Origin of the sequence: Pseudomonas sp. LTR0 (assembly GCF_036630035.1) — a bacterium.
In the GTDB taxonomy this organism is placed as follows: domain Bacteria; phylum Pseudomonadota; class Gammaproteobacteria; order Pseudomonadales; family Pseudomonadaceae; genus Aquipseudomonas; species Aquipseudomonas putida_Y.
In genome coordinates this window covers 3961861-3986731 of sequence record NZ_CP123734.1, presented here as the reverse complement: position 1 = coordinate 3986731, position 24871 = coordinate 3961861, and the positions used below count along the sequence as shown (strand labels likewise).

Annotated in this window: 25 protein-coding genes, 1 tRNA gene and 1 pseudogene; 12 read left to right on the top strand and 15 right to left on the bottom strand. The window is 62.6% G+C overall.

What is annotated here, in order from left to right:
* The first annotated feature begins 96 nt into the window (after nucleotides 1-96).
* A complete protein-coding gene (locus tag QCL51_RS18305; RefSeq protein WP_021783096.1) occupies nucleotides 97-333 on the top strand; it encodes a hypothetical protein in 237 nt (78 codons plus the stop codon).
* 177 nt (nucleotides 334-510) lie between these two features.
* Entirely contained in the window at nucleotides 511-843 is a 333-nt protein-coding gene (locus tag QCL51_RS18300; RefSeq protein WP_003252824.1) for a ribonuclease E inhibitor RraB, read from the top strand.
* Between the two features lie 45 nt (nucleotides 844-888).
* Here the strand turns inward: QCL51_RS18300 and QCL51_RS18295 are convergent, their stop codons facing one another.
* A complete protein-coding gene (locus QCL51_RS18295) occupies nucleotides 889-1689 on the bottom strand; it encodes a cytochrome c (protein WP_028698249.1) in 801 nt (266 codons plus the stop codon).
* A gap of 527 nt (nucleotides 1690-2216) precedes the next feature.
* Between QCL51_RS18295 and QCL51_RS18290 the strand changes: the two genes are divergently transcribed.
* Complete coding sequence (locus QCL51_RS18290) at nucleotides 2217-2951, top strand: amidotransferase (protein ID WP_010952873.1); 735 nt, start codon at nucleotides 2217-2219, stop codon at nucleotides 2949-2951.
* A 101-nt stretch (nucleotides 2952-3052) separates the two neighbouring features.
* On the opposite strand, the gene QCL51_RS18285 is transcribed toward QCL51_RS18290, so the two are convergent.
* The 3 genes from QCL51_RS18285 to QCL51_RS18275 all read right to left on the bottom strand — a co-directional run bounded on the left by QCL51_RS18285 (nucleotide 3053) and on the right by QCL51_RS18275 (nucleotide 5694).
* Nucleotides 3053-4024: a magnesium and cobalt transport protein CorA gene (locus QCL51_RS18285; RefSeq protein WP_021783098.1), complete on the bottom strand. Its 972-nt coding sequence runs from the start codon at nucleotides 4022-4024 to the stop codon at nucleotides 3053-3055.
* A gap of 67 nt (nucleotides 4025-4091) precedes the next feature.
* Nucleotides 4092-4805 (bottom strand): 1-acylglycerol-3-phosphate O-acyltransferase, encoded by a 714-nt coding sequence (locus QCL51_RS18280; RefSeq protein WP_021783099.1) that lies wholly within the window; start codon nucleotides 4803-4805, stop codon nucleotides 4092-4094.
* A gap of 199 nt (nucleotides 4806-5004) precedes the next feature.
* Nucleotides 5005-5694, bottom strand: coding sequence for a crotonase/enoyl-CoA hydratase family protein (locus QCL51_RS18275; protein WP_028698250.1), 690 nt, complete (start codon nucleotides 5692-5694; stop codon nucleotides 5005-5007).
* A gap of 198 nt (nucleotides 5695-5892) precedes the next feature.
* Here QCL51_RS18275 and QCL51_RS18270 point away from each other — a divergent pair.
* Nucleotides 5893-5982, top strand: a tRNA-Ser gene (locus QCL51_RS18270).
* Between the two features lie 139 nt (nucleotides 5983-6121).
* Here QCL51_RS18270 and QCL51_RS18265 read toward each other — a convergent pair.
* The 3 genes from QCL51_RS18265 to QCL51_RS18255 form a co-directional block, all read right to left on the bottom strand.
* A complete protein-coding gene (locus QCL51_RS18265; protein WP_331245286.1) occupies nucleotides 6122-8254 on the bottom strand; it encodes a TonB-dependent siderophore receptor in 2133 nt (710 codons plus the stop codon).
* A gap of 200 nt (nucleotides 8255-8454) precedes the next feature.
* Nucleotides 8455-8835 (bottom strand): hypothetical protein, encoded by a 381-nt coding sequence (locus tag QCL51_RS18260; RefSeq protein ID WP_012053335.1) that lies wholly within the window; start codon nucleotides 8833-8835, stop codon nucleotides 8455-8457.
* A gap of 214 nt (nucleotides 8836-9049) precedes the next feature.
* Nucleotides 9050-10237 (bottom strand): MFS transporter, encoded by a 1188-nt coding sequence (locus QCL51_RS18255; RefSeq protein ID WP_338443937.1) that lies wholly within the window; start codon nucleotides 10235-10237, stop codon nucleotides 9050-9052.
* Between the two features lie 106 nt (nucleotides 10238-10343).
* On the opposite strand from QCL51_RS18255, the gene QCL51_RS18250 reads away from it, so the two are divergent.
* Entirely contained in the window at nucleotides 10344-11228 is an 885-nt protein-coding gene (locus tag QCL51_RS18250) for a LysR family transcriptional regulator (protein WP_021783103.1), read from the top strand.
* Between the two features lie 39 nt (nucleotides 11229-11267).
* Here the strand turns inward: QCL51_RS18250 and QCL51_RS18245 are convergent, their stop codons facing one another.
* The gene (locus QCL51_RS18245) at nucleotides 11268-12017 is read right to left on the bottom strand and encodes a 3-oxoacyl-ACP reductase family protein (RefSeq protein ID WP_028698253.1); all 750 of its coding nucleotides are present in this window, start codon (nucleotides 12015-12017) and stop codon (nucleotides 11268-11270) included.
* 119 nt (nucleotides 12018-12136) lie between these two features.
* On the opposite strand from QCL51_RS18245, the gene QCL51_RS18240 reads away from it, so the two are divergent.
* Entirely contained in the window at nucleotides 12137-13075 is a 939-nt protein-coding gene (locus QCL51_RS18240; protein WP_021783105.1) for a LysR family transcriptional regulator, read from the top strand.
* Between the two features lie 114 nt (nucleotides 13076-13189).
* On the opposite strand, the gene QCL51_RS18235 is transcribed toward QCL51_RS18240, so the two are convergent.
* Both QCL51_RS18235 and QCL51_RS18230 read right to left on the bottom strand, forming a co-directional pair.
* Entirely contained in the window at nucleotides 13190-13660 is a 471-nt protein-coding gene (locus tag QCL51_RS18235) for a GreA/GreB family elongation factor (protein ID WP_021783106.1), read from the bottom strand.
* Between the two features lie 2 nt (nucleotides 13661-13662).
* On the bottom strand, nucleotides 13663-14061 hold the full coding sequence (locus QCL51_RS18230; protein WP_021783107.1) for a hypothetical protein: 399 nt from the start codon (nucleotides 14059-14061) through the stop codon (nucleotides 13663-13665).
* Nucleotides 14062-14190: 129 nt separating this feature from the next.
* On the opposite strand from QCL51_RS18230, the gene earP reads away from it, so the two are divergent.
* Nucleotides 14191-15324 (top strand): elongation factor P maturation arginine rhamnosyltransferase EarP, encoded by a 1134-nt coding sequence (gene earP / locus QCL51_RS18225; RefSeq protein WP_021783108.1) that lies wholly within the window; start codon nucleotides 14191-14193, stop codon nucleotides 15322-15324.
* A 48-nt stretch (nucleotides 15325-15372) separates the two neighbouring features.
* Entirely contained in the window at nucleotides 15373-15942 is a 570-nt protein-coding gene (gene efp / locus QCL51_RS18220) for an elongation factor P (protein WP_003252871.1), read from the top strand.
* Nucleotides 15943-16166: 224 nt separating this feature from the next.
* On the opposite strand, the gene QCL51_RS18215 is transcribed toward efp, so the two are convergent.
* From QCL51_RS18215 to QCL51_RS18205, 3 genes are all read right to left on the bottom strand, one after another.
* Nucleotides 16167-16595 (bottom strand): organic hydroperoxide resistance protein, encoded by a 429-nt coding sequence (locus tag QCL51_RS18215; protein ID WP_021783109.1) that lies wholly within the window; start codon nucleotides 16593-16595, stop codon nucleotides 16167-16169.
* A 140-nt stretch (nucleotides 16596-16735) separates the two neighbouring features.
* Nucleotides 16736-17191 carry a MarR family transcriptional regulator gene (locus QCL51_RS18210; RefSeq protein ID WP_010952890.1) on the bottom strand — a complete coding sequence of 152 codons (456 nt, stop codon included), beginning with the start codon at nucleotides 17189-17191 and terminating at the stop codon, nucleotides 16736-16738.
* A gap of 58 nt (nucleotides 17192-17249) precedes the next feature.
* On the bottom strand, nucleotides 17250-18203 hold the full coding sequence (locus QCL51_RS18205; protein WP_338443933.1) for a LysR family transcriptional regulator: 954 nt from the start codon (nucleotides 18201-18203) through the stop codon (nucleotides 17250-17252).
* Nucleotides 18204-18316: 113 nt separating this feature from the next.
* Between QCL51_RS18205 and QCL51_RS18200 the strand changes: the two genes are divergently transcribed.
* Nucleotides 18317-19066: a sulfite exporter TauE/SafE family protein gene (locus QCL51_RS18200; protein ID WP_033730015.1), complete on the top strand. Its 750-nt coding sequence runs from the start codon at nucleotides 18317-18319 to the stop codon at nucleotides 19064-19066.
* 28 nt (nucleotides 19067-19094) lie between these two features.
* On the opposite strand, the gene QCL51_RS18195 is transcribed toward QCL51_RS18200, so the two are convergent.
* The gene (locus QCL51_RS18195) at nucleotides 19095-19946 is read right to left on the bottom strand and encodes a LysR substrate-binding domain-containing protein (protein ID WP_031322250.1); all 852 of its coding nucleotides are present in this window, start codon (nucleotides 19944-19946) and stop codon (nucleotides 19095-19097) included.
* Between the two features lie 96 nt (nucleotides 19947-20042).
* Between QCL51_RS18195 and QCL51_RS18190 the strand changes: the two genes are divergently transcribed.
* The gene (locus QCL51_RS18190) at nucleotides 20043-20261 is read left to right on the top strand and encodes a DUF1127 domain-containing protein (RefSeq protein ID WP_021783113.1); all 219 of its coding nucleotides are present in this window, start codon (nucleotides 20043-20045) and stop codon (nucleotides 20259-20261) included.
* A gap of 304 nt (nucleotides 20262-20565) precedes the next feature.
* On the opposite strand, the gene QCL51_RS18185 is transcribed toward QCL51_RS18190, so the two are convergent.
* Nucleotides 20566-21912, bottom strand: a complete 1347-nt coding sequence (locus QCL51_RS18185; protein ID WP_021783114.1) for a 3-deoxy-7-phosphoheptulonate synthase class II — start codon at nucleotides 21910-21912, stop codon at nucleotides 20566-20568.
* A 116-nt stretch (nucleotides 21913-22028) separates the two neighbouring features.
* On the opposite strand from QCL51_RS18185, the gene QCL51_RS18180 reads away from it, so the two are divergent.
* Together QCL51_RS18180 and QCL51_RS18175 are read left to right on the top strand one after the other, a co-directional pair.
* Nucleotides 22029-22784, top strand: a complete 756-nt coding sequence (locus tag QCL51_RS18180) for a spermidine synthase (protein WP_021783115.1) — start codon at nucleotides 22029-22031, stop codon at nucleotides 22782-22784.
* A gap of 317 nt (nucleotides 22785-23101) precedes the next feature.
* Nucleotides 23102-24815 (top strand): annotated as a pseudogene (locus tag QCL51_RS18175) (DEAD/DEAH box helicase).
* Nucleotides 24816-24871: the final 56 nt, after the last annotated feature.

Sequence of the window (24871 nt, the reverse complement as noted above, 5' to 3'; positions counted from 1 at the left end):
CCGCACAACTTTCCCGGACTGAACATTCTCCCCGCCCCAAGGTCAGTTATTCAGGCATCACACACCTGGTGTTCGTTGACTGAGAGGGTCCGTTCAATGAAAGAGTGGGAAGTCATCTTTGCCGACCAGAAGGGCGAACCGTCCGCATTGCTGTTGCATGCCGAGCATTGCCCCAGCGAGGAAGACGCTGCGCGGGCCATTCGCTCACACTTGTTTCCGGTGATGGACGAGCTGGACCTCAACGACTTCCAGGACCGTATCATCTCCCCGACTGCTCGCTGGCTCAAAGAGCACAGTGGTGTGACCATCACCAGCATTCACGAAGCACCCTGAACCACACGTTTGCGTGCTGCCTTGGCAGGCGCTACGCTGGTGGAGGGCCTGCCTGTTCTGCGGGTTGGCGCCGCCTCAATAATTCGCGTCTTGCATCAGCTCGAACTGCCCGGCCAATGCCGGCAGGTGCGTAGTGCACGGAAAGTCTATCCATTGCTTTATTCAGGAGGACGATTCATGAGCAGCCAGAACGACGATATCAGCAGCAACGTCCTGCGCCAGATGAAAGCAGGCGGTTTCGACTTCACCCAGATCCACCCCATCGAGTTCTATGCCGTATTCCCGGACGAAGCAGGGGCCCGTCGTGCCGCCGGGCAGTTTCGCGGGGAATCGCTCAATGCCCAGGTGAAGGAGCTGGGCGACGGTGCCTGGCACCTGGAACTGAGCAAGGTCATGTACGCCACCCATGGGGGGATTGGCGACTTTGAAGAGGCCTTCGAGCAGTTGGTGACACCGTATGGGGGTGAGGTGGAAGGGTGGGGCGTCAAGCACGAACGGCTCACGGCCTGACAGTTTTGTGTAGGCCCCTTCGCGGGTTTACCCGCGAAGAGGCCGTCAAGGCTTACGCGTTGCCATGTGCCCCAAATAGGCCAGCAGCGCATCCAGTTCCTGCTCATTCAACACACTTTCGGCAAACCCCGGCATCTTCGCCTGCGGCCACTGCCGCAGGCTCTGCGGGTCCCGTATCAACTTGCGCAAATAAACCGGCTGAAAATACTCGGTCGGGTTATGCGGCACATTCAAGTCCGGCCCCACCTGCCCATCTCCCGCACCGTTCAACCGGTGGCACACCAGGCAGTTCTGCTGGAACAGGGCAAAGCCCTGGCGCACCGGGCTGTCGGCCGGCAGCTTCGGGTCGGGCAGCAGTGCGGGAAACCGCTGGTGCACCGGGGCCAGCTTGCGAAGGGTGGCGATCTGGAAGGGCCACTGTTCAGGGCGGATGCCGCTGGCCTGCGGTGCAGTCCACACCAGGTAGAACGGCCCGGCACTTGGCTTGCCTTTAGCCAGTGGCGGCCACGGTTTGCCTGGGTCTTCCACGGCCAACCAGGCCCTTGCCGGCCCTGGCTGCAGCAATGCCGCGGCGGGCATTTCGGCGGCAAAGCCATCCAGCGCCACGGCCTGCAGGTGATCGCTCGCGCTCACACCTTCCAGCAGCGTGGCCAGCGGCACCGCCCGATAGCGCATGGGGCGTTTGTAGGAAACGTCCTGTTCGATGCTGATATCCTGGGCCTCAGGATGGCCAAGCAGTTCGGCGCTGCTCCACTGGCGCGGTGTAGCCCCCAGTTCAAGGTGCAGTTGCGCCGCCGACAATGGCAGGCTCAGGAGCAACGCTAGGAAGGCAAGGCAGTGGCGCATAGGCAATCTCCGACCATCAAGGCCAGCAGGTTACCTGTGCGTTGCCCCTTGGCGCCACTGCCGCCGTCAGCCAAACAAACGTGTAAGGTTCGGCAAGATCAATAGCAATGTAGTGGCGAATAGAATGAGCCCAGCTTGGCGAATTTTCGATTGTCTGAACATGGCGGACCGCCTTCTTGTTGTTATTCCTGAATACCCGTTGGCTTCCTTGTCGCGTTTCGGGTCGATCACAGTGGCGTTGCGTGGCGCCTGACTGCTTGCCTCTTGAAAGTGGATATACATCCAACAGTAGGGTGTGCGTTATCCATGCTTGAGAACCCTTTGTTCTAAATGCTTGGTAAAAAAATTTCTTTTGGCTATGAGGCCAAGTGCCAGCCAGCTGGCATGCTCTATCTAGACACTGGCGCAAGTGCCAGGCACGCACCGACGAAATGTGACCGTTCGTCAGCGCAGCCTACTTGCTTGTACGTGCCTTTCGCGGCAGTCTCTACAGCAGATTCCCACCCATGTCGTTCAGGACTACCCCTATGTCGTTACGCATCTGCATCCTTGAAACCGATGTCCTGCGACCGGAGTTGACGGCGCAATATCAGGGCTACGGCAGGATGTTCGAGCAGCTCTTCTCGCGTCAGCCGATTGCCGCCGAATTTTGTGTGTACAACGTGATGCACGGCGACTATCCCGCCGACAGTGAAAAGTTCGATGCCTACCTTGTGACGGGCAGCAAGGCCGATTCGTTCGGTACCGATCCGTGGATCCAGACCCTCAAGGCCTACCTGCTCAAGTTGTACGAGCGTGGTGAGAAGCTGCTGGGCGTGTGTTTTGGCCACCAGTTGCTGGCCTTGACCCTGGGTGGCAAGGCCGAGCGGGCCGAGCAAGGCTGGGGCGTGGGTATCCATCGCTACTCGTTGGCGGCGCATGCGCCGTGGATGGACCCGGAGGTGTCGGAGCTGACCTTGCTGATCAGTCACCAGGACCAGGTGACCGAGCTGCCGGAAGGCGCTACGGTGATCGCCTCCAGCGATTTCTGCCCGAATGCGGCGTACCACATTCGCGACCAGGTGCTGTGCTTCCAGGGCCACCCGGAGTTCGTGCACGACTACTCCCGCGCACTGCTCGATGCGCGCCAGGAATACCTGGGTGACGAGGTGTACCACAAGGCCGTCGCCAGCCTGGCCACCGAGCACCAGGGCGATCTGGTAGGGGAGTGGATGTTGCGCTTTATCCAGCAGCCGTCAAAGGCCGGCGACAGCGCCGCATAATCGGTTGCAACCCTTCGCGGGCACCCCCGCTCCCACAGGTTGCGCACAATGCTGAAAATTGTGAGCAACCTGTGGGAGCGGGCGCGCCCGCGAAGAGGCCATCAAAGCCAACCCGATTTCTTGAAGCTGGCATACAACCCGGCACACCCCGTCGCAATCACCCCCAGTACCGCGAAGTAACCGTAGTGCCAGCTCAGCTCTGGCATGTTCTGGAAGTTCATGCCGTACACCCCGGCAATCGCCGTAGGGAACGCCAGAATCGCCGCCCAGGCCGCGAATTTGCGCTGCACGATGCTTTGCCGTGACGACTCCAGCAGCATGCCGATCTCGATGGTCTGGCTGGCAATGTCGCGGATGCCGGCCAGGTCTTCCATCTGCCGTGTCACGTGAATCTGCACATCACGAAAGTACGGGCGCATGTTCTTGTCGATGAACGGGAAGTTCAGGCGCTGCAGTTCTTCGCTCACTTCAACCATGGGCGCCACGTAGCGGCGCAGGCGCAGGATGTCGCGGCGCAGGCTGTGCAGGCGGCGGATGTCGTCTTCCTGCAGCGAGCCGCCCAGTACGCTTTCCTCCAGCTCTTCGATCTCGCCATGTATGGCCTCGCTGACCGGCTGGTAGTTCTCGGTGACGAAGTCGAGCAGGGCGTACAGCACGAAGTCTTCGCCATGTTCCAGCAGCAGGGGCCGAGCCTCGCAGCGCTGGCGGACCATGGCGTAGGATTTGGAGTGGCCGTTGCGGCAGGTGATGATGTAGCCGTTGCCCGCGAAGATATGGGTTTCGATGAATTCCAGCTTGCCTTCGTGGCGCACTGGCGAGTAGGTGACGATGAACAACGCGTCACCGAAGGTTTCCAGCTTGGGCCGGCTGTGTTTTTCCAGGGCATCTTCGATGGCCAGTTCGTGCAGGTTGAACTGGGACTGCAGGTTGGCCAGTTCCTCGGCATTGGGCTCTTCCAGGCCGATCCACACGAAATGCCCCGGCTTGCGCGCCCACTCGCTGCCTTCGTCGATGCTGATGTTGGTGACCTTTCTGCCGGCGCTGTACACCGCCGATGCCACGACTCGACCCATGGTTGTCCGCTTATTCGGTTGAACACGGATACAGCTTGGGCTGTACCCGGCGCCAGAGCAACCCGGATCAGGCCAGTTCTTTTTCCATGCGGTCAATGCACTGCTGCATTTGCCCCCGGCACTGCTCGATCAGCGCTGGCAGATCCTGCGGCGTCATGCCCGTCGTGGCAATGGGCGGCAGCGAGCGCACTATCACCGTGCGCTGACGCCAGCTGTTCAGGCTCAGGCGCCTGGCATAGCGGCTGACGCAGACCGGCACGATCGGCACACCGGCTTCGATCGCCATATGAAATGCGCCTTTCTTGAACGCCAGCAAATGCTCGCCGGCATTGCGGGTGCCTTCGGGGAAAATCCAGATCGAGGTGTCGTCCTGCAGAACCCGGGTGGTCTTCTGTATGGCCTTGCGCGCCTGATAGGCATTCTTGCGGTCGACCAGCACGTTGCCCCCCAGCCAGAACAATTGGCCGAACAGCGGGATCCAGCCCAGGCTCTTCTTGCCGATGGCGACGGTGCGTTGTGGCACCACTTGGCCCAGCACGAACAGGTCGAAGTTGGACTGGTGGTTGGCCACGATCACACAGCCGGGCGGGTGGTCCCACAATGGGCCGACTTCGGCCTTGACCTTGATGCGCATCAGCCAGGTGGCCGGCAAGCTGTAGAGCCGGGCGAAAACGCGGCTGTTGTCAGGGTTGAAGGGGCGGCACAGGCCAATGATCAGGCCCACGACGCCAACGGCAAGAAAATGCAGCCCCAGCAGGAACATACGCAATGAATAAAGCATGGTACGACTCACACCAGACAGTCGCCGGGCAGTGTACGGGTGTGCACTGGTTGGGGCAAACCTTGGTGCAGGCCTGTTCCGGCCCTTTCGCGGGCAAGCCCGCTCCTGCACAGGTTGCGTATGCCCGTTGAATTGCGGATTTCCCCGCGTAGAGGGCGGATGTGCAGGCGCGGGCTTGCCCGCGAAAGGGGCCGTGCCGCTAGCCCATATGCTGCTGGTCCAGCTCGATCGCCTTGTCCAGCGCCTCCAGCAGCCCTTTGCGCACTTTCAGCTTGGTGTTCTTGTGCGCCAGCATGTTCAGCTTCTTCAGCTCCCGCGCCGCAGTCATTGCCGCTTCCTGCAACTGCTCGGCCGGCACCACCTTGTCGAGGAAGCCGGCATCCACTGCACCCTGCGGGTCAAACACTTCGGCGTTGATCACCGAGCGGTGGAAGGCCGAGCGTCGCAGGCGGTCGCGGGCCAGTTCAATACCGGCGTGGTGCATGGTCATGCCGATTTGCACTTCGTTCAGGCATACCTTGTACGGCCCTTCGACGCCAATGCGGTAGTCGGCCGACAGCAGCAGGAAAGCGCCCTTGGCCACGGCATTGCCGGGGCAGGCGACCACCACCGGGAACGGGTGCGACAGCAGCCGGCGGGCGAGGGTGGAACCGGCGGTGACTAGGCTGATGGCCTCTTTGGGGCCGCTGGTCATCACCTTGAGGTCGTAACCGCCCGACAGAATGCCCGGCTGCCCGGTGATGATCACTACTGCACGCTCCTCGGTAGCGCGGTCCAGCGCTGCATTGAAGGCAGTGATGACGTCCGGCGAGATGGCATTGACCTTGCCGTTGTTCAGGGTAAGGGTGGCGATGCCGTCTTCGGCGTGGTAGGTAATCAGCTCGCTCATGGCAGAGTCCTTTTGTTGGCGTGGCGACGACGTTACCCAGCGCCAGGGGCGAGGTAAAGCAGCAAGGCTGACTGGTCGGTCAGCGCTCACGGCAGCCCAAGTGCAAATACATGAAAAAATTGAAAAAAATGCTTGCCAAAGGGAAAGTCTTTCACTAAATTAGCGCACCTCGACGGGCCGCAAGGCTTGAAGAGAAACGGTGAAGTGTCCGAGTGGTCGAAGGAGCACGCCTGGAAAGTGTGTATACGAGAAATCGTATCAAGGGTTCAAATCCCTTCTTCACCGCCACATTCTACGAAAAGCCTCCGCGCTGAAAAGCACGGGGGCTTTTTGTTTTGAAGGCCATTGGGGCTGCTGCGCAGCCCATCGCGACACAAGGCCGCTCCCACAGGCGTACCCGATTTCCTGTGGGGGCGGCCCCGGTAATCTAGAAGCTGATCGAAGCCGAAAGCCGAGCGGTACGCGGTGCCCCCTGGAACAGGTAGTTGTCCCCCAGGTAATCGCCCACATCGCGCCAGTAACGCTTGTCGAACACATTATCCACCGTCAGCCGCAGCACCGTGTCATACCCGCCGACCCGCGTACGGTAACGGCTACCCAGATCGAACACGGTGTACCCGCCAACCTCCACATTGCCCGCCTGGCTCGCATACTTGCTGGCGCTGTAGCGCGCCCCACCCAGCAGCGCCAGGCCCGTTACTGGCAGGTTGTATTCGGCATGCAACGCCGCGCGGAACCGGGGAACGTTGATTGCCTGGTGGCCTTCATAGTCATCGGTACCGCTGTTCTGCACCCGCGCCCGGATGGCTGCCGCACTGGCCTGTACCTGCAGCTTCGGGGTCACCCAGCCGCTGGCGCCCAGTTCCAGGCCGGTATTTTTCTGCTGGCCTTGCTGCACGTAGGTGAAGTTACCGGTGCCGTCCGGGCGTGCGTACTGGTAAGCCTGGCGGATCTGGAACAATGCGGCACTCAGGCTCAGGCCTTGCCAGTCCTGCTTGAGGCCCAGTTCCAGCTGGCGGGAGGTGGTGGGCGCAAGGATTTCAGCCGCATTGCTGGCGAACCAGGGGGCCGTACCTCCGGCGGACAGGCCCTTGGCGTAGCTGGCGTATACCGTGGTGTTCGGCTGCGGCTTGTAGATAAGCGCAGCGTTGGGCAGCAGCTCGTATTGGCGGGTATGGCGCCCGGCTACGCCGTTCTCGTCCCAGGTCTTTTCATCCAGGCGTACTTCACGGGCGCCCAGCACGGCCTGCCATTGCTCGTTGAAGCTGATGCGGTCGCTGATGAAAAAGCCGTACTGGCGGCTGTCCAGTCGACGTTCGCTGGCGCCTACGGGTTTGTCGGACGGGGCGAATGCAGGGGAGCCGGTGTTGATGTTGCCGGTACCAAGCCACTCGTTGTAGTACGGGCGCTGATCCAGCGTACGCCGTTGCGCACTGGTACCCACGATCAGCTCATGCCCCACGCCCAGGGCATCGAAGTGCCCGTTGAGCGTGGCCTGTGCCTCGTCGGTACGACGGGTATCGTCGGGGCTGCGAAAGTCATAGATGTCGTAGTCACCATTGCTGCCGAAAAACGCCCCCTCGCTCGAACCCCAGGCAAACGCACTGTAGTCGTCGATCACCACTTTGCTGCGGGAGGCGCTCAAGGTGCCGGTCCAGGTATCGTTGAAGCGGTATTCGAAGCGCCCGCCCAGGTTCAGCGAGTCGTTCTGCACGGGCTTTGCCCAATGCTGGTAGGCCAGGCGGTCTTTCGGGTCGATGCCGTGGGGCACTTCAGTGCCTCCGAGCAGTTGGTAACCCGGCACCGACGCCTGTTCGCGGTGCTGGTATTCGGCATCCAGCTGCAGGGTGGCATCCGGGTTGATCTGCCAGTCGAACGCCAGCGAGGCGAAGTCGCGCTTGCCGTCAGCGTGGTCGACGTAGGCGCGGATGTCTTCATGGGCCAGGTTGGCGCGCAGGCCGAACTGCTTTTCGCTGCCGAACCAGCCGCCAAGGTCGGTGGCCAGATAGCGTTCGCCCTGTTCGTTGGTCGAAACCGTGACGCTGCGTATGTCTTCGGCGCGCTTGGTCACATAGTTGATCAAGCCGCCCGGCTCCGACATACCGCTCTGCAGCCCGGACAGGCCCTTGAGCAATTCCACCTGCTGCTTGTTCTCCAGGGCTACGTTCTGCTCTCCGGCAATGGTCTGGCCATTGATGCGATAGCTACTGGCGGCGTTCAGCTCGAAGCCGCGCACATTGAAGTTTTCGTAGTAGCCGATGGGCGCATAGCTTTCGCCGACTGACGCATCGCTTTGCAACACTTCGCTAAGCGTGCGGACCTGGCGGTCTTCCAGTAGCTGCTGGCTGAACACGCTGACAGAGGCGGGGGTGTCGAGCAGCGGCGCGGGCTGGAAACCGCCCACAGCCGCCTGGCGTGCCTGGTAGCCATCACTGGCGAAGGTGTCGGAGACCTGCAAGGGGGCAAGCACCACGCTGTCTTCGGCAAGCACAGGCGGGCACTGCAGGGCCAGGCCCAGGCTGAGCAGGCTCAGGGGCAGGCGGGGGTGATGCGGGGGCATGCGGTGGGGCTCCTGGATGCGCGATACCTGTACTGGCCCTTTCGCGGGTAAACCCGCTCCTACACCAGGTGGTGATACACCGGTTGGTGATATCCCTGTAGGAGCGGGTTTACCCGCGAAGAGGCCGGTAGAGGCCATGAAAAAGGCGGCATCTTACCAGCCGCCTTCTCCATAAAACGATCCAGACCCGGCGTATTCAGTCAGCCTGTCCTGATCGGCCGCTTGTGCTGCCGCCAGTTATCGTCGATCTTCGACCAGGTCTTGCCATCGGTAATGGCCATCAGCTTGCGTCCATCCTTGAATGTGGCCAGGAAGGTGGCTTCTTCTTCCTTGCCGCCCAGCCACAGCCCGGCCAGCAGCCCCACTGGCCCTGCCACCAGGGCGCCGGCCACGCCCCAGCCCAAGGCGCTGCCCAGGCTGCGGTTGGTTTCCAGGCTGGCCAGCCGCAAGTCGCTGATGCGTGCCAGGGAAATCCGTTCACCGGGTGAGGGGCTGCGCGCGGTCTTGAGTGTGAGCGATCCATTGCGATACTCGCCTTCACCTTGCAAGAAGTCGCCGGATTGCACCGTGAGTCTTGTCATAAAGTCATCCTGTCAGGGAAAGGGCATTTTCCAGCGCTTACTGAGCGCTGCCCCGGCAAGCAAGTCAACGGCATTGCGACGGAGGGTAGTGCGGTACTTTGTCGCCGTGGCCAATGGCCTCTTCGCGGGCACGCCCGCAGGTGTATCACTGCCCTGAGGTTTGTGAGGCACCTGTGGGAGCGGGCGTGCCCGCGAAGAATCCAGTGGTCATTTATCAGGCCACCTGCAAGGTGTTCTTGCGCTTACGCTCGGCCAGGCCCCACACCAGCAATCCCAGCCCGCCAATCACCAGCCCAGCCACCACAATCCCCATCCAGCCCTGGCGCTGGAACAGCTGTGTGCCCAGCAACGACCCAAGCGCCCCGCCAATGAAATAGCAGGTGATATAACCAGCATTCAGCCGCGTACGTGCCTCCGGCCGCAGGGCGATCACCGCGTTCTGGTTGCTCACATGCACCAGCTGTACCGCCAGGTCGAGCATCAGCACGCCCAGCAGCAAGGCGAGCAGCGACTGTTCGGCAAACCCCAGCGGCACCCACGACAGCAGCAACACCACCAGGCCCACGGTGGTGCCCAGCGACCCCTTGCCACGGTCCGCCAGGCGTCCGGCCCAGTTGGCCGACAACGCACCCGCCGCACCGGCCAGGCCGAACAGGCCGATCACCGCATCCGAATAGTGATAGGGGCCTTTCGCCAGCAGAAACGCCAGGGGTGTCCAGAACAGGGCGAACAGGCTGAATGCCAACAGACCGAGCAGCGAGCGCAGGCGCAGCACGGGTTCTTCGATGAACAGGCGGAACACGGAGCCGATCAGTGCAGGGTATTTCAGCCCGGCGTGGCTGTGGTGCTGCGGCAGGCTGAGGTATAGCGCCAGCGCGGTAAGTGCCATCAGCACGGCGGCCAGCACGTAGATACTGCGCCAGCCACCCAGCTCGGCCATGAAGCCGGCAGCAGTACGCGCCAGCAGGATGCCCAGCAGCAGGCCGCTCATCAGCGTGCCGATCGCGCGCCCGCGCTGATGCGGCTCGCTCAGGGTCGCTGCCATCGGCACGAGGATCTGTGCCACCACCGAGAACAGCCCGGTCAGCGCCGTGCCGAGCAGCAGCCAGGGCAGGCTGGGTGCACAGGCGCTGATGACCAGGCCCAGGGTGGAGGCAACGGTCATCACGGTAATCAGCCGGCGCTGCTCGAACAGGTCGCCCAGCGGTGCCAGCAGCAACAGGCCGGCGCCATAGCTGAGCTGCGCGGCAATCACGATGCTGCCGGCACTGGCGGTGCTCAAGCCAAATTGCTGGGCGATGCTGTGCAACAGCGGTTGGGCGTAGTAGTTGCTGGCCACGGCCAGGCCTGTGGCGGTAGCCATCAGCAGGATCAGGGCGCGGCTGAGATTGGGGGTGTGCATGCAATTCTCGTGGGGGCAGTCGTGTGTGGTGATGATTATCAGCAAGTGTCTGGCATGACACCAATGTATAGTTTTCAACCTATTCATCTTGAAAGCAGATAGATCGATGAACCTCAAGCAGCTCGAATATGCCCTTGCCGTGGCCGACACCGGCAGTTTTACCCGTGCGGCGGAGCGCTGCCATGTGGTGCAGTCGGCCCTTAGCCATCAGGTGGCGCGGCTGGAGGCGCAGCTGGGGGTGAGCCTGTTCGAGCGTAGTTCGCGACGGGTGCGCCTGACACCTGCGGGGGAAGCTTTTGTGCTCAGTGCACGGCCAGCGGTGGAGGCGGCCCGGCGCATTGCCGATGACGTTGCGGCGGCCTGCGGCCAAGTGCGCGGGCGGCTGGCGATTGGTGAAATCAGTTCGCTCACCGCGCTGGACCTGGTCGACCTGTTGGCGGTATTCCACGGTCGTTATCCGGATGTGGATGTGCGCTGGCTCACGGCCAAGAGCGAATTGCTGATCGCTGACGTACTCGAGCGGCGCCTGGACGTGGGCTTTATCGGGCTGTGGCAGGGCGAGGTGGTGCAGGGGGTGCAGCATCGGTTGCTGGCGAGGGAAGAACTGGTGGCTGTGTTGCCGTTGGCGCACCGCCTGGCGGGCAGGGCACAGCTGGCGCTGGCTGACCTGGCAGGCGAAGTGTTGGTGGATTTCCCCGAAGGCACCGGGGCGCGACGACAGACCGACGAGGCGTTTCAGGCGGTGGGGTTGCAGCGTCGGGTGCAGTTCGAGATAGGGCATGTTCGTCTGGTGGAGAAATTCGTGCAGCGGGGCATGGCCGTTGGCCTGGTGCCTGAGCGGGTAGCTCAGGGCATCGAAGGGGTGGCAGTGGCGCGGTTGGTGGATGCGCCGGTGCGGCACTTGTATGCGGTGTGGTCGTCCAGCCCCACACCGGCTGCCCGGGCTTTTCTGGACGTGATGGAACAGTGCCTGGGGGCAAAGAAAGGCTAAGCCTGTGCCGGCGCTGTCGCGGCACAGGCAACCTTTCAATCAGGCTGCAAACCCACCGTCCACCGTCAGGCTGGCCCCGGTGATATACCCGGCTTCAGGCCCTGCCAGGTAAGCCACGAAGCTGGCAATCTCCTCCGGTTCGCCATACCGCCCAATGGCCATTAGCGGAATCAGGCTCTCGGCGAACTCGCCACTGGCCGGGTTCATGTCGGTATCCACCGGCCCGGGCTGCACGTTGTTCACGGTAATGCCCTGCGGCCCAAGGTCGCGTGCCATGCCGCGGGTCAGGCCAACCAGTGCCGACTTGCTCATGGCGTACGGTGCACCGCCGGCAAACGGCATGCGCTCGGCGTTGGTGCTGCCAATGTTGATGATACGACCCCCCTGGCCCATGTAGCGTGCCGCGGCCTGGCTGGCGACGAATACGCTGCGTACGTTTACGGCCAGCATGTGATCGAAGTCGGCCAGGTCGAACTCGGTCACCGGGGCCACTGCCAACACACCGGCGTTGTTGACCAGGATATCCAGCTGGCCGAAGGCCTTCACGGTGTCATCCACCGCCAGTTGCACAGCTGCCGCATCAGCGCTGTCAGCCCGCAGGGCCAAGGCTTTGCCGCCGTTCTCGGTAATTTCCCGAGCCAGTTCTTCAGCCGGGCCGGCAGAGCTGACATAGGTGAAGGCCACTTGCGCGCCTTCGCGGGCCAGGCGCCGCACGATGGCTGCGCCAATGCCTCGGGAGCCGCCCTGAACCAGGGCTACCTTGCCTTCGAGTGTAAGTTGCTTGGACATGCTGTTCTCCTGCTGGAAGCCAGGCCGAAATGCCTTGGATGGGGCACAGTATCGGCGCTCGATTACCTACTGATAAGATGGCAATCACTATCAGCAGAGTAAACCTTTGGTTGTTAATCATGGCCATGGAATCGTTCAGCGCGTTGGAATGCTTTATCCGCAGTGCCGAGGTTGGCAGTTTTGCCGAAGCCGCCAGGCGCCTGAGCCTTACCCCGGCTGCTGTGGGCAAGCACGTTGCGCAGCTGGAAGCGCGCCTGGGTGTGCGGTTGTTCCAGCGTAGTACCCGCAAGCTGACCTTGACCGAAGCGGGGCAGCGTTTTCTCGGCGAGGTCAGTGACAGCTTTCGCACCATTCAGTACGCCGTGGCCAACCTGGCCAGTGCCGAAGGCCAGCCAGCCGGGTCGTTACGGGTGAGCATGGGCACGGTGTTCGGGCGTTTGTATGTGCTGCCGTTGCTGGGGGAGTTCTTGCGCCGCTACCCGGCGATTACCCCGGATTGGCATTTCGACAACCGCCAGGTCGACCTGATCGGCCAGGGCTTCGATGCTGCGATTGGCGGTGGCTTCGAACTGCCGCCGGGGGTGGTGGCGCGCAAGCTGACCCCGGCGCACCGGGTGTTGGTGGCGGCGCCGGCCTATCTGCAGCAGCACGCGCCGATAGAAGACCCGCAGGTGCTGCAACGCCATGAAGGTATCCTGGTCCGGTCACCGCAGACCGGTCGGGTGCGCTCGTGGCCGCTGACCAGCCGTTGGCAGGTGCAGCAGCCACTGCAATTGCGCCAGGCGATGACCATGAGCGATTCGGACGCGGCATGCGCGGTGGCCGAGCAGGGGCTGGGCATTGCCCTGGTGAGCCTGCCGTTTGCCGTGCCCTACCTGCTGGCCGGGCGGCTGCTGCGGGTGTTGCCGGACTGGTATGTGGACGATGGGCATATCAGCCTGTATTTCGCCGAGCACAAGCTGTTGCCGGGCAAGACCCGGGCGTTCGTCGATTTTGTGGTGGAGCAGTTTGCCGAGCAGGGGCTGGCGGGGCGGTTCGATGCCTTGCAGGCCCTTTAGAGAATTATTGCCTGTGCCGGCCCTTTCGCAGGCCCGCCCGCTCCCACAGGGATATCACAGCCCTGAAGACAGTGGGCCCCTTGTGGGAGCGGGCGGGCCCGCGAAGAGGCCGGTTCAGACAACATCGACAATGAACGATACCTGCGCCCCCAGGCTCACCTCGTCATCCACCCGCTTGCCCAGCAACAGCTGCCCCAGCGGCGAACGCGGAGTAATCACCGTCACCAGCCCGTCCCCCTCGCCAATCTTCAGCCCCGCTGCCTCAGGCCCCAGAAACAGCCGACGGTGCCCGCCCTCTTCATCTTCCAGGGTCACCAGGTTGCTTACCTGCACACCGCGCGCCGTGTCGTAGTCACGCAGCAGCAACTGCTGGTAGATCACCAGCGCCTGGCGGATCTCGGCACTGCGGCGGGCCTGGCCGGTGGCCAGGTACGAGGCCTCCAGGCCCAGCGTGTCATACTTGTTCTCGGCAATGTTCTCTTCGGCGGTGGCGGCCTCGTAGGCGGTTTGCGCCGCGCGGGTCAGCACGTCCAGGTCATGCTCGAGGGTGGCGACAATCAGCGCCAGCAGGTGGGGCTTGTCCATGGTCAGTAACAGAACTCCAGCACGTTGGCCTGGCTTTTTTCGGTGGGCGCGGTACGGTTTTGCTGTAGCCAGAACTGGCACTTGGGGCTGTTGAGGTTGCGCGGATTGCCCTGTGCGGCATCGGCGGCCTGTTGCAGCTCCTGTTTGTGCAGGATGTCCTTGTAGCGTTCGAACATCTCGGCCTGGCCATCCTGGGCAGTGGTCGGCGCGGGTGTTGCAGCGGGTCGGTAGGCGTGGGGGGCCACAACCTGGGCCAGAGGTTGCACCTGCTGTGGCCACAACTGCTGGGCCAGCCACAGGCTCACGGCAATGGCCATGGCGCCCAGCCATAGGCCCAAGGCTACGCACATGATCAACGGCAACGGCTTGAGGGTGATCTTCAGTTCACGGTGGCGCGGCATGTCAGCCTCCTGGCAGCGTGGTAGGGGGGCATTGTCGCATGCGCTTGGGCATTTTTCTGCGCAGGTGCTTTTGTCAGCGCCAATTTATGCGCAGAATTCGCGGTTTTTGCACCAGCACGGGAGGGGCGCATGAAAGCCACCTGGGACATCTTCTGCAGCGTCGTCGACAACTACGGCGATATCGGCGTGACCTGGCGCCTGGCCCGGCAGTTGGTGGCCGAGCACGGCCTGGCGGTGCGCCTGTGGGTGGATGACCTCAACGCTTTCACGCCTATGTGCCCTGGCGCCGATGCCACGGCGGCGCAACAGTGGCAGCACGGTGTGGATGTGCGTCACTGGCCGGCAGCGTGGTTGCCGGTGGCCCCCGCCGATGTGGTGATCGGCGCGTTCGCCTGCCAGTTGCCGGCGGCGTATGTCGAGGCCATGCGTGCCCGTCCGCAGCCGCCGCTCTGGCTCAACCTCGAGTACCTGAGTGCCGAGGACTGGGTAGAGGGTTGCCATGGGTTGCCTTCGCCGCAGCCCAACGGTTTGCGCAAGGTTTTTTTCTTCCCGGGCTTTACCGACAAAACGGGCGGTTTGCTGCGCGAGGGTTCGCTGCTGGCCCGGCGTGATGCGTTCCAGCAGTCGGCGGATGCGCGCCGTGCCTTCTTGCTGGGGCTTGGTGTAGACCCTGTGCCGGGTGCGCTGCTGATCTCGCTGTTCGCCTATGAAAACCCACAGCTGGGCAACTGGCTTGATGCCTTGGCCACGGCTGACCAGGCCTGCCACCTGTTGGTCCCGCAGGGGCGCATCGTCGCGGGGCTCAGCCAGTGGCTGGGCGAGGGGCCGCTGCACGTGGGTGATGTGCGCACGCGTGGGGCGCTGACCGTTCAGGTGCTGCCATTCGTCAGCCAGGACGACTTCGACCGGCTGTTATGGAGCTGCGATTTCAATGCCGTGCGTGGCGAAGACTCGTTCGTGCGTGCGCAGTGGGCGGGGCAGCCGATGCTGTGGCACATCTATGTGCAGGACGAGAATGCCCATTGGGAAAAACTCGAAGCGTTCCTCGCGCATTATCGCTGCGGCCTGTCAGACGAAGCCGATGCAGCCCTGCTGGGCCTGTGGCGTGCCTGGAACATGGATTTCGACATGGGCCAGGCCTGGCGGGCGGCCCGCCAGCATTGGCCGGAACTGCAGCAGCATGCCCGCCGTTGGGGGGCGCGACAGGCCGCTCAGCCGGACCTTGCCGAAGCGCTAGTACACTTTTACCGAAATTCGCTATGATACGCGGCCTCGATTTTTATAAATCCATCCAGATTCGGATACTTCGTAATGAAAACTGGTAAAGAACTGAAACCCGGTACCGTACTGCGGATCGACAACGACCCGTGGCTGGTTCAAAAAGCTGAGTTCACCAAGTCGGGCCGTAACAGCGCGATCATGAAGACCAAGCTGAAGAACCTGCTGACCGGCTACAAGACCGAAACCGTATACGGTGCGGACGACAAGCTGGACGACGTGATCCTGGATCGCAAAGAAGCGACCCTGTCGTTCATCAATGGTGACGAGTACACCTTCATGGACACCACCGACTACACCATGTACGAGCTGAACGCCGAAGACATCGAAGCCGTTCTGCCGTACATCGAAGAAGGCATGGAAGACGTCTGCGAAGCCGTGTTCTTCGAAGGCCGTCTGGTGTCGGTTGAACTGCCGACCACCATCAGCCGTAAAGTTGTCTACACCGAGAACGCTGCTCGCGGTGACACCTCCGGCAAAGTCATGAAGCCTGCCAAGCTGGCGAACGGTACCGAGATCTCGGTTGCCGACTTCATCCAGATCGACGAGTGGATCGACATCGACACTCGCGACAACAGCTTCAAAGGCCGTTCCAAGAAGTAATGCTTCTTGCGAGACGCAAAAAACCCGGCGCAAGCCGGGTTTTTTTATGCCTGTGTGCTCGTGCTTTTGTGGGGGCAACTGTCGTGCTCAATTTCTAAAAGCTGGCGCAGATCCGTGTGGGAGCGGGCTTGCCCGCGAACACGGGCGAAGCCTGTGCCATCCACCGCGGTGTTTTCTTCACGGGTAAACCCGCTCCTACAGGGCATTGCGCAAGCCTTTGCGCCTTAGACGGTTACGTGCAGGCGCACATCCACATTACCGCGGGTGGCATTGGAGTACGGGCACACCTGATGCGCCTTTTCCACCAGCCCTTCGGCATCGGCCTGGGCCAGGCCCGGCAGGTTGATGTGCAGGTCGATGTCCAGGCCGAAACCGCCCGGGATCTGGCCGATGCCCACCTTGGCGGTGATCGAGGTATCTGCCGGCAGGGCTTTCTTCTCTTGCCCGGCCACGAATTTCAAGGCGCCGATGAAGCAGGCCGAGTAACCGGCGGCGAACATCTGCTCGGGGTTGGTGCCGTCACCGCCCGCGCCGCCCAGTTCCTTGGGGGTGCTCAGGCTGACGACGAGCTTGCCGTCGCTGGAGCGGGATTTGCCGTCGCGCCCACCGGTGGAGGTAGCTTCTGCGATGTACAGCGGAGTGACCTTTTGCATCTTGAGCCTCGCTAATGTGCTGTGCACTCCCGTTTGCAGGAGGGCGGGGGTTGGTGTGGGATTTAAATTAGCGCGCAATTAGTTAGCGCGCAAGATAAATCATCGCCGTTCATCGGAACGGCCATTTCACAGCATAGCGCTCAGAGGTTTTTCTGCAGGTTTTCGCGCAGGTTCAGCAGGTCGGCTTGCAGTTGCTGCAGCTGCTCCAGGCTGCGCCCGCTGGCCTTGAGAATGCACGGCGGCACCTCTTTGGCCTGCTGTTGCAGGGCGCGGCCCTTGTCGGTCAGTTGCACCATCACTACCCGTTCATCTTCGCGGCTGCGGTTGCGCTGCAACAGGCCTTCGCTTTCCAGGCGTTTGAGCAGCGGGGTCAGCGAGCCTGGGTCGGTCAGCAGGTGCTGGCTGATTTCGCCCACGGTCAGTCCGTCACGCTCCCAGAGCACCAGCATGGCAAGGTATTGCGGGTAGGTCAGGCCCAGCGCCTGCAGCAGCGGCTTGTAGACCTTGGTCATCAGCAACGAGGTGGAGTGCAGGGCAAAACAGACCTGGTTGTCCAGCAGCAGCTCGTCACAGGAGGCTTGGGTGTCGGCGTTCATGCAGGTCCTTGAAAGTGATCAATGGAAAATTCTGGCACGCTGATCATCAGTGCGCGAGTTAATCGCGCAGTTCACTGCGCAAGGCCAGGTCCCAGGGTGGTATCGGGCTGAATCGGCTCTTGAGGAATTCGAGCAGCAAACGGCTGCGAGAGTTCGTTTCATGTGCCAGGCGTAGCGCGTAAATGCCGCTGGTCTCGGCTTCAGGCAAGCCGCCGTCGCAGAACAACGGGATAAGCTCGCCGCGCAGCAGGTATTCACTGATCAGCCAGGTGGGAAGGTGGGCTATCCCCAGGCCGGCGAGGGCGCCGAACAGCAGGGTTTCGGCATTGTTGGCGGCCATGCGCATGCGCGCGGGGCGGTACAGGCGGGTGTGCCCGGCCACACTGAAGCGCCAGGCGAACGGCGGCGCCAGGCCATCCCAGTCCAGCCCGTCATGCCCGGGCAGTTCGCTGGGGCAGGTGGGGATGCCGCGGCTGGCCAGGTAGGTGGGGCTGGCGCAGGCGATGCGCACCATGTAGGCGAGCGGCGTGGCGACCAGACGGGTGTCGGCCAAAGGGCCGGCGCGCAACACCAGGTCGACCTCGCCCAGGTGGCTGCCATGCAGGTCGACGAAGCTGTCGATCAACCGCAGTTGCACGTCCAGGCCCGGGTAGGCCACCAGGAAGTCGGCAATGGCCGGGGCCAGGTGGCGGCGGCCAAACGCGGCAGGTGCGTCGATGCGGATCAGGCCTTCCGGGGCATTGCTCAGTGACACCGCTTCAGCCCGGGCCAGGCGCAACTCCTCGATGATGCGCTTGGCCCGCTCGGCAAAGGCGTTGCCTGCAGGTGTGGCCCGCACCGCGTGGGTGCTGCGGGTGAACAGGCGGCTGCCGACGGCGCTTTCCAGGTTGTCGATGCGCCGTGCTACCGCAGACGGGGTCAGCGGGTGGCGACGGGCGGCGGCAGAAAAGCTGCCGGTTTCCAGCACATCAAGGAACAGGCTCAATTGGTCGGTCAGGGTATCGGGGCTCATGGCTGCCTTGCTTTTGCGAAAAACGCACAGCCATTGTGCGCTGCTGTGCGTTTCCCCGCCAGCGCACACTCGTTAGCATGCTCGCATTATTGGTACAGGCGGACGAGGCACTGATGATCGAGTGGTTGTTGTATATCGTGCTGGGCGCTGCCCTGGGCACCATGGGGGGCTTGTTTGGCATTGGTGGCGGGCTGATCGCGATTCCGGCGTTGGGTGTGCTGTTTGGCCTGGACCAGCAGTTGGCGCAGGGGACCGCGTTGGTGATGGTGGTGCCGAACGTGCTGCTGGCGTTGTGGCGTTATCACCAGCGCAACCGTATTGCGTTGCGCCATGCGTTGCCGCTGTCGGTATGCAGCTTCTTGTTCGCCTGGCTGGGGTCGATCTGGGCGGTGGGGCTTGATGCGCACTCCATGCGCCTGGGTTTTGTCGGCTTTTTGGTAGCCTTGGCAGTGTGGAACGTGGTGCGGATGTTCATGAAGGTGTCGTCGCCGAGTGCCGAGCTGCGTCATGCCTGGCCGTGGCTGGGTGTGCTGGGCAGCTTTGCCGGCACCATGGGCGGCTTGTTCGGCGTGGGTGGGGCCGTGGTGGCCACGCCGATCCTGACCAGTGTGTTTGGCGCTACTCAGGTGGTGGCGCAGGGGTTGTCACTGGCGCTGGCGGCGCCGAGTACCTTGGTCACGCTGGTGACCTATGGCGTGCACCATAGCGTTGACTGGGGGGTTGGGATTCCCTTGGCGGTGGGTGGCTTGCTGAGCATCAGCTGGGGCGTGAAGCTGGCCCACGCGTTGCCGGAGAAGGTACTGCGGGCGATGTTCTGTGTGTTCCTGGTGGTCTGTGCGGTGATGCTGGGGTTTGAGCTTTGAGATTGTGGGGCCGTTTTTCGGCCCCCGATCACTTGAAACCCTCAACGATGTAGTCGGCCATGCAGTCGGTGATTGGCGAGGGGGATTGCGTACTGCGCACCAGCATCACATTGGCCATCGGCAACTGCGGTAGCCCTTCGCTTTCACCCAGTATGCGGATGTTGCCCCCGATCAGGCTCTGCAGCTGCGCGGTCACTGCCAGCCCGGCGGTGACGATGGCAAAGATCGCTGCCAGGCTCGGGCTGGTGTAGGCAATACGGTAATCGATGCCCTGTGCCTCCAGCGCATTGCAGGTCCAGGCGCGACAGAAGCAGTCGGTGTTGAACAGCGCCACCGGCATCGGCCGCTGTTCGTGCGGGCAAAAGCCTTCTGCCGCGGCCCACACCAGGCGTTCCTGGCGCAGCAACTGGCCAATCTCGTTGCCGGGCTCGCGGGTGACGATGGTCAGGTCCAGATCCTGGCGCAGCATCAAGTGCTTGGACGAATCGCAATGCACTTCCACCTGCACCAGCGGGTAGGCCTGGGCAAAGCTCGACAGGATGGTCGGCAGGAAGCGCATGGCGTAGTCGTCCGGTGTGCCGATGCGCACCAGGCCAACCATGTGCGGCATGCGCAGGGTGTTGAACACTTCGCCATGCAACTTGAGAATGCGTCGGGCATACCCCAGCAGGACCTGACCTTCGGCGGTCAGCCGCACCTGACGGCCATCACGTTCGAAGAGCTGGCGCTGCAGAACGTCTTCTTCCAGGCGTTTCATCTGCATACTGACTGCTGACTGGGTGCGGTTGACCACTTCGCCTGCTCGGGTAAAGCCGCCTTGCTCGGCAATGGCTACGAAGGTGCGCAGGACGTCCGCGTCGAGGCTTTGGTACTGGGACATTGCATCAATCTCCGAGATGCATCGCATCAGAAACATTCGTTGGATTGATCTTATGCCTGGCGTGAGACTGAGGCCATCAACACGGAGGGCTTCACGATGAAAGGTCATGTCAGCAGCATCCAGCAACCAGCCTTTTCCCTGAGCTACCTGTGGCACGCGGCTCTGCAGCGCCCGGCGCGTTGGCTGGAGCTGTACCGTCAGCGTCAGGAGTTGGCCAGTCTCAGTGATGCAACCTTGCACGATCTGGGGTTGAGTCGGGCGGATATCCATCAAGAGGCCGAGCGGCATTTCTGGGATGATCCACTGAGGAAGTGAGTTGGGTCCAAGCGCCTGGCTTCAGCTTTTCAGCGTCCGGGAGATCGAGCGCCGCCCGCGCGGCGCATCGCGAGCAAAGCTCGCTCCTACATCTGTTTCGGGCCAATTTTTCCTGTGGCATTTGTGCGCGAACGCCTTGGGCGCATGGCGCGACATCACGTCGAACTAACAAGGCGGTCGCGCGCGCCTGTCACAGGCGTAACTGGCCCGAAACAAATGTAGGAGCGAGCTTTGCTCGCGATGCGCCGCGCGGGCGGCGCTCGATCTCCCAGGCGCTACAAAACTCAAGGCATGCGCCCCAGCCTCACCGCCGCACCTGCTTGAGGGTTTCGGCAATCAGGAACGCCAACTCCAGCGACTGATCGGCATTCATCCGCGGATCACAATGGGTGTGATACCGGTCCGACAACGCATCCTCGGTGATCGGCCGGGCACCGCCAATGCATTCGGTGACGTTCTGCCCGGTCATCTCGATATGGATACCGCCAGCATGGCTGCCCTCGGCCTGATGTACCTGGAAGAACTGCTTAACCTCATCCAGAATCTGCGCAAAATCGCGGGTCTTGTAACCGCTGCTGGCCTTGATGGTGTTGCCGTGCATCGGGTCGGAGCTCCACAACACCTTGCGCCCCTCGCGCTCGACAGTGCGGATCAGCCCCGGCAAGTGGTCGCCAACCTTGCTCGCGCCCATGCGCACGATCAAGTTCAGACGCCCCGGGTCGTTGGACGGATTGAGCGTGTCGATCAGGCGGATCAGCTCTTCGGGGTTCATGCTCGGGCCAACCTTGACCCCGATGGGGTTGTGCACGCCACGCAGGAACTCGACATGGGCGCCATCGAGCTGGCGGGTGCGGTCGCCGATCCACAGCATGTGCGCCGAGCAGTCGTAGTAGTCGCCGGTCAGGCTGTCCTGGCGCACGAAGGCTTCTTCATAGTTCAACAGCAGCGCCTCGTGGGCCGTGAAGAAGCTGGTTTCGCGCAGTTGCGGCGCACTGTCCAGGCCACAGGCACGCATGAACGCCAGGGTTTCATCGATGCGATTGGCCAACTGGTGGTACTTGTCGGCCAGCGCCGAGTTGGCGATGAAGTCCAGGTTCCACTTGTGCACCTGGTGCAGGTCGGCAAACCCGCCCTGGGCGAACGCGCGCAGCAGGTTGAGGCTGGCGGTGGCCTGGTGGTAGGCCTGCAGCAGGCGCTCCGGGTCCGGAATACGGCTTTTGGCGTCGAAACTGATGCCGTTGACGATGTCGCCGCGGTAGGCGGGGAGGGTGACGTCGCCGATGGTTTCATCGCCAGATGAGCGCGGTTTGGCGAACTGCCCGGCCATACGCCCCACTTTCACCACCGGGCAGCCGGCGGCAAAGGTCATGACAATCGCCATTTGCAGCAACACCTTGAAGGTGTCGCGGATTTTTGCAGCCGAGAACTCGGCGAAGCTCTCGGCACAATCGCCGCCCTGAAGCAGGAAGGCACGGCCTTCAGTGACTTCGGCAAACTGCCGACGCAGCTCGCGCGCCTCACCCGCGAACACCAGCGGCGGGTAGCTGGCCAGGGTCTGTTCAACCTTCAGCAGGTGCGCGGCATCGGGGTAGGTCGGTTGCTGCTGGATCGGCAGGGCGCGCCAGCTGTCGGGGCTCCACGGTTGGTTCATCTTGGGCTCGGTCTTGTCGGTTGTAGGCTATGGGCCATGGTAACAGTTGGCGCTGCGCTTGTTGCATCCAGGGTGTTGGCGGACAATGCGCGTTTTTGCGCAGGCGGGTGGTGGACATGACGGCGGAACGGCAAGAGCGGCTGCTGGCACGGGTGGAAGATGCGTTTGGCGTCATCAGCGTGTACGAAGTAGACGACTACCGCTTTCTGGAATTCGGCGATGCGATCGAGCAAAGCTGCGTGTTCACCGCCGACCCCAGCTGGCTGGAGTACGACTACACCCGCGCCATGCTGGTGGGGGCGCTGTGCCACGAACTGCCTGAGAGTGCACTGTTTCTGGGCCTGGGCGCCGGCACGCTGACCCAGGCCTGCATGAAGTTCCTGCCGCTGGAAGACATCGAGGCCATCGAGCTGCGCCCGGATGTGCCGCGCCTGGCCATGGATTACCTGGGCCTGGACGACGACCCGCGGCTGTATGTGCGCATCGGCGATGCCCTGGAGCTGCTGCCCACGGCAGAGAAGGCCGACCTGCTGTTCGTTGACTTGTACACCGATCATGGCCCTGGGGTCGGGCACCTGGCGTGGAACTTTCTGGAGAACTGCCAGCAACACCTGAACCCAGGCGGCTGGTTGGTGATCAACCAGTGGGCCACCGATGATGGCAGGCCGCTGGGCGCGGCGTTGTTGCGCGGGTTGTACCATCGGCATTACTGGGAGCTGCCTGTGAAGGAGGGCAATGTGATTCTGCTGGTGCCGGCAGACCTTGAGCAGTCGCTGGACCTGGACGGTTTGAGAGCCCGGGCCGAGGCGCTGGCGCCGCGTTTGGGGTACAGCCTCGATGGGCTGATCCGCGAGATTCGGCCGGCTACCTGAATGGCTGACGCGCGCCGACACCGAGCAAGTAAGGCTTCAGGGGATTATCGATTCAGCCTGTCGTGCGCGATGGCCCGATACTGGCCCTGCCTCCATGAAAATTTTCCTCACGTACGCGACTATTTCAGGTATAGTACGCGCCGGTCTTTTAGCGGACCTCAAAATCAGGTGGTGCAAATCCTCCGAGTCCAGCTTCGGCTGCGCGTCCGCTAGGCGGACCTTCCCAAGTTTTCTTTTTCAATCGTTTTCGCAAATCCCCGCCGCCAAAGCTGCCTGGGTGACCTTACGGTCTTTCAAGGCATGTGCAGCTTTGGAGCATGGGTCTTTGCGGATGCACCTAGAGGCAGACCCATGACCCAGGAAACCGGCGGCTTCGCCGCTCTCGATCTTAATCCGAACATTGTTGCTGCCGTTGTGGCTACCGGCTACGAAGAGCCGTCCGCCATTCAGCAACAATCGATCCCGATCATCCTCGCCGGTCACGACATGATCGGCCAGGCGCAGACTGGCACCGGCAAAACCGCTGCCTTCGCCCTGCCGATCCTGAACAAGATCGATGTGAGCAAGCGCGAACCGCAAGCCCTGATCCTGGCGCCAACCCGTGAGTTGGCGCTGCAAGTTGCTACCGCTTTCGAAACCTACGCCAAGCAGATGCCGGGCGTGAACGTTGTCGCCGTCTACGGTGGTGCCCCGATGGGCCCACAGCTGCGTGCGATCCGCAACGGCGCGCAAATCGTCGTGGCCACCCCGGGCCGTCTGTGCGACCACCTGCGTCGTGACGAAAAAGTCTTGTCGACCGTACAGTACCTGGTACTGGACGAAGCCGACGAGATGCTGAAGCTGGGCTTCATGGACGACCTCGAAGTGATCTTCGACGCAATCCCGGCTACCCGTCAGACCGTACTGTTCTCCGCAACCCTGCCGTCGTCGATCCGTTCGATCGCCGAGCGCCACCTGCGCGAACCCAAGCACGTCAAGATCCAGACCAAGACCCAGACCGTTACCGCGATCGAGCAGGCCCACCTGATGGTCCACGCGGACCAGAAGATCCCGGCTGTGCTGCGTCTGCTGGAAGTGGAAGAGTTCGACGCGCTGATCGCCTTCGTGCGTACCAAGCAAGCCACCCTGGACCTGGCCGCCGCGCTGGAAGCCAAGGGCTACAAGGCTGCTGCGCTGAACGGCGACATCGCCCAGAACCAGCGTGAGCGCGTGATCGACTCGCTCAAGGATGGCCGCCTGGACATCGTCGTCGCCACCGACGTCGCTGCCCGTGGCCTGGACGTACCGCGCATCACTCACGTATTCAACGTTGACATGCCGTACGACCCGGAGTCCTACGTACACCGAATCGGCCGTACTGGCCGTGCCGGTCGCGATGGCCGTGCACTGTTGCTGGTTACCCCGCGTGAGCGCCGCATGCTGCAGGTGATCGAGCGTGTTACCGGGCAGAAGGTTGCCGAAGCGCGCCTGCCGAATGCCCAGGCCGTGCTGGATGCCCGCATCAAGAAGCTGACCTCGAGCCTGGCGCCGCTGGTAGCCGAAGCAGAAGCCACCCACGGCGAACTGTTCGACCGCCTGACCACCGACCTGGGTTGCAGCGCGCGTGCCCTGGCTTCGGCCCTGCTGCGCAAGGCCACCAATGGCCAGGCGCTGGACCTGGCGGCGGTAGAGCGCGAGCAGCCGCTGGTGCCGAGCTTCGCCCCGCGTGGTGAGCGTACCGAGCGCGGTGAGCGTGGCGAGCGCCCTGACCGTGGTGATCGTGAGCGCCGTGCGCCGCTGCCGTTGGCCGAAGGCCGCGTGCGTTGCCGTACCGCCCTGGGTGCCCGTGATGGCATCGCTGCCAAGAACCTGCTGGGGGCGATCCTCAACGAAGGTGGCCTGGCGCGTGACGCTATCGGCCGCATCCAGGTGCGCGACAGCTTCAGCCTGGTCGAGCTGCCGGAAGACGGCCTCGAGAAGCTGCTGTCCAAGCTCAAGGACACCCGCGTGGCTGGCAAGCAGTTGAAGCTGCGTCGCTACCGCGAGGATTGATCCTGGCGTAACGAAAAAATCCCCGGCTTAGGTCGGGGATTTTTTTTGCCTTTACC

Bases quoted from the DNA above. Each gene is read 5' to 3' on its own strand.
- earP (WP_021783108.1), top strand. From the start codon at position 14,191: ATGAAAGCCACCTGGGACATCTTCTGCAGCGTCGTCGACAACTACGGC.
- QCL51_RS18245 (WP_028698253.1), bottom strand. From the start codon at position 12,017: ATGTCCAAGCAACTTACACTCGAAGGCAAGGTAGCCCTGGTTCAGGGC.
- QCL51_RS18180 (WP_021783115.1), top strand. From the start codon at position 22,029: ATGACGGCGGAACGGCAAGAGCGGCTGCTGGCACGGGTGGAAGATGCG.
- QCL51_RS18305 (WP_021783096.1), top strand. From the start codon at position 97: ATGAAAGAGTGGGAAGTCATCTTTGCCGACCAGAAGGGCGAACCGTCC.
- QCL51_RS18190 (WP_021783113.1), top strand. From the start codon at position 20,043: ATGAAAGGTCATGTCAGCAGCATCCAGCAACCAGCCTTTTCCCTGAGC.
- QCL51_RS18195 (WP_031322250.1), bottom strand. From the start codon at position 19,946: ATGTCCCAGTACCAAAGCCTCGACGCGGACGTCCTGCGCACCTTCGTA.
- QCL51_RS18300 (WP_003252824.1), top strand. From the start codon at position 511: ATGAGCAGCCAGAACGACGATATCAGCAGCAACGTCCTGCGCCAGATG.
- QCL51_RS18235 (WP_021783106.1), bottom strand. From the start codon at position 13,660: ATGGACAAGCCCCACCTGCTGGCGCTGATTGTCGCCACCCTCGAGCAT.
- QCL51_RS18275 (WP_028698250.1), bottom strand. From the start codon at position 5,694: ATGAGCGAGCTGATTACCTACCACGCCGAAGACGGCATCGCCACCCTT.
- QCL51_RS18250 (WP_021783103.1), top strand. From the start codon at position 10,344: ATGAACCTCAAGCAGCTCGAATATGCCCTTGCCGTGGCCGACACCGGC.
- QCL51_RS18295 (WP_028698249.1), bottom strand. From the start codon at position 1,689: ATGCGCCACTGCCTTGCCTTCCTAGCGTTGCTCCTGAGCCTGCCATTG.
- QCL51_RS18210 (WP_010952890.1), bottom strand. From the start codon at position 17,191: ATGAACGCCGACACCCAAGCCTCCTGTGACGAGCTGCTGCTGGACAAC.
- QCL51_RS18280 (WP_021783099.1), bottom strand. From the start codon at position 4,805: ATGCTTTATTCATTGCGTATGTTCCTGCTGGGGCTGCATTTTCTTGCC.
- QCL51_RS18285 (WP_021783098.1), bottom strand. From the start codon at position 4,024: ATGGGTCGAGTCGTGGCATCGGCGGTGTACAGCGCCGGCAGAAAGGTC.
- QCL51_RS18260 (WP_012053335.1), bottom strand. From the start codon at position 8,835: ATGACAAGACTCACGGTGCAATCCGGCGACTTCTTGCAAGGTGAAGGC.
- QCL51_RS18205 (WP_338443933.1), bottom strand. From the start codon at position 18,203: ATGAGCCCCGATACCCTGACCGACCAATTGAGCCTGTTCCTTGATGTG.
- QCL51_RS18240 (WP_021783105.1), top strand. From the start codon at position 12,137: ATGGCCATGGAATCGTTCAGCGCGTTGGAATGCTTTATCCGCAGTGCC.
- QCL51_RS18265 (WP_331245286.1), bottom strand. From the start codon at position 8,254: ATGCCCCCGCATCACCCCCGCCTGCCCCTGAGCCTGCTCAGCCTGGGC.
- QCL51_RS18215 (WP_021783109.1), bottom strand. From the start codon at position 16,595: ATGCAAAAGGTCACTCCGCTGTACATCGCAGAAGCTACCTCCACCGGT.
- QCL51_RS18200 (WP_033730015.1), top strand. From the start codon at position 18,317: ATGATCGAGTGGTTGTTGTATATCGTGCTGGGCGCTGCCCTGGGCACC.
- efp (WP_003252871.1), top strand. From the start codon at position 15,373: ATGAAAACTGGTAAAGAACTGAAACCCGGTACCGTACTGCGGATCGAC.
- QCL51_RS18230 (WP_021783107.1), bottom strand. From the start codon at position 14,061: ATGCCGCGCCACCGTGAACTGAAGATCACCCTCAAGCCGTTGCCGTTG.
- QCL51_RS18290 (WP_010952873.1), top strand. From the start codon at position 2,217: ATGTCGTTACGCATCTGCATCCTTGAAACCGATGTCCTGCGACCGGAG.
- QCL51_RS18255 (WP_338443937.1), bottom strand. From the start codon at position 10,237: ATGCACACCCCCAATCTCAGCCGCGCCCTGATCCTGCTGATGGCTACC.
- QCL51_RS18185 (WP_021783114.1), bottom strand. From the start codon at position 21,912: ATGAACCAACCGTGGAGCCCCGACAGCTGGCGCGCCCTGCCGATCCAG.